General features: G+C 68.6%; 2 protein-coding genes and 1 pseudogene. All 3 read left to right on the top strand.

What is annotated here, in order from left to right:
• Window positions 1–184 (top strand): annotated as a pseudogene (locus FJM51_RS24650) (hypothetical protein); the annotation flags it as partial.
• 10 nt (window positions 185–194) lie between these two features.
• Window positions 195–977: a TIM barrel protein gene (locus FJM51_RS23260; protein WP_140456468.1), complete on the top strand. Its 783-nt coding sequence runs from the start codon at window positions 195–197 to the stop codon at window positions 975–977.
• Window positions 978–1,018: 41 nt separating this feature from the next.
• Window positions 1,019–2,053, top strand: coding sequence for an inositol 2-dehydrogenase (iolG, locus tag FJM51_RS23255; RefSeq protein ID WP_140456467.1), 1,035 nt, complete (start codon window positions 1,019–1,021; stop codon window positions 2,051–2,053).
• Window positions 2,054–2,160: the final 107 nt, after the last annotated feature.

Raw genomic sequence — 2,160 nt, 5'->3', positions numbered from 1 at the left:
CCCCTTCATGCACCGCCATCTCCCGCTCGAGGAGATCCCGCGCAAGGTGCGCGAACTCGGCTACGACTGGATCGAGCTCTCCCCGCGCGGCGAAGAATCCGAGCCACCCTGGGCCCTCGGCGCTTCGGTCCGCGTCACTTTCAACAAATGCCGTGTCGAGACTTTCGACGAGCAGGTTTTTTGAGATCCGAACAATGTCCCAAACCTTTACGCTGGCTGCCTGCGCGGAGATGATCTGGCAGGAGAAGCCCATGGAATGGCGCGTCAGGCGCCTCACCGAGATGGGCTTCCAGGTGGGCCTCTGGAACTGGCCCGACCATGACCTCGCCATGCTGGAGCGCTCGGGCGCGACCTTCTCGATCATGAACGGCTATCTGCGCGGCCGTCTCTCCGACGACGAAGGCGCGGCGGAGCTGCTCGCGACCGCCCGCGAGACCGCCCAGGTCGGCAAGCGGCTTGGCGTCGCGCGGCTCAACCTGCACGGCACGGGGCTCGGGGAGGGTGGGCTGCCGGTCGTCCCCTGCGAGACGGTAACCGGCGCGATGTGGCTCAAGGCGCGCGACACGCTGGAGCGCGTGGCAGATCTCGCCGAGGAGATGGACGTCACCTTCACTCTCGAGAACCTCAACCTGCCGGTCGACCACCCCGGTGTGCCCTTCGGCCGTGCCGAGGACACGCTCGCGCTGGTCTCGGCGGTGAACCGGCCGGGCCTCAGGCTCAACCTAGACCTCTATCACGCGCAGATCGGCGAGGGGAACCTGATCGAGCTCTGCCGCCTCTGCCTGCCCTGGATCGGCGAGATCCAGGTCGCCGATGTGCCGGGCCGGGCCCAGCCCGGCACTGGCGAGATCAACTATCCCGCCATCGCCCGCGCGCTCGACGCGATGGGCTATCGCGGCCCGGTCGGCATGGAAGCCTTCGCCTCGGGCGATCCCGAACAGGCGCTCGAGGACTTCCGCGCCGCCTTCACCCTCTGACATCACCCGGCCCCTCGGGGCGGATCTCAAGGAGTCACATCTTGCTCAACATCGGTCTTCTCGGCGCCGGGCGCATCGGACAGGTCCATGCGAAGGCGATCACCGCCCATCCGGGCAGCCGGCTCGTCGCCGTCTCCGACGTGAACGCCGAGGCCGCCGCGAAGCTCGCCGCCGAATACGGGGCCGAGGCACGCGACACGCAGGCGATCCTCGCCGATCCCGCGATCGAGGCGGTGCTGATCGCCACCTCCACCGACACCCATTCCGACCTGATCGAAGCGGCCACCGCCGCCGGCAAGGCGGTGCTCTGCGAGAAGCCGGTGGATCTCAGCCTCGCCCGCGCCCAGGCCTGTCAGCGCGCGGTGGCGGGCTCCGGCAGGCCGGTGATGATCGGCTTCAATCGCCGCTTCGACCCGAACTTCACCGCGCTGAAGGCTTCGGCCGACGCGGGCGAGATCGGCAAGCCGGAGCTGCTCTCGATCACCTCCTTCGACCCGGCCCCGCCACCGGTCAGCTACATCAAGGTCTCGGGTGGTCTGTTCCGCGACATGATGATCCACGATTTCGACACCGCCTGCTGGCTGATGGGTGGCACGCCGGAGAGCGTAAGCGCGACCGGCACCTCGATCGTCGATCCGGCGATCGGCGCGGCGGGTGATGTCGACACCGCGGTGGTGACGCTACGCTACGCCGACGGACGGATCGCGGTGATCAAGAACAGCCGCCGGGCGGTCTATGGCTATGACCAGCGCGTCGAACTGCTCGGCTCCGAGGGGCTGCTTTCGGCGGGCAATGTGATCGAGAACACGGTGACGAAGGCTACGACCTCCGGCGTGGTCGCGGCGAAGCCGGAGTTCTTCTTCCTCGAGCGCTACATGCGCGCCTACGCCGCCGAGTGGGCGGCTTTCGTCGCCGGGCTGGAAGGCGGCGCGGCGGTGCCGGTCACGCTCGACGATGGTGTGAACGCGCTGGCGCTCGCCGAGGCTGCCGCCCGGTCGCTGGAGCTTGGTCGAAGCGTCGCGCTCGCCGAGATCGGCGGAGCATCCGCGCAAAAGGTCGCGACGGTTCTCGCCTGACGCGAGGCGCGAATTTCCCGCGACGGCGAAGCCCTATCGCGAGGACTTCCACGCCGAGGCGCTCGGCGCCGCCTGAGCGGAGCCCGCGCCCGGGAAACAGCCAGAAA

The sequence above is a fragment of the Amaricoccus solimangrovi genome (assembly GCF_006385685.1).
GTDB lineage: Bacteria > Pseudomonadota > Alphaproteobacteria > Rhodobacterales > Rhodobacteraceae > Amaricoccus > Amaricoccus solimangrovi.
The sequence above is the reverse complement of the archived record's forward strand: the minus strand, read 5'-3'. Positions and strand labels throughout refer to the sequence as shown.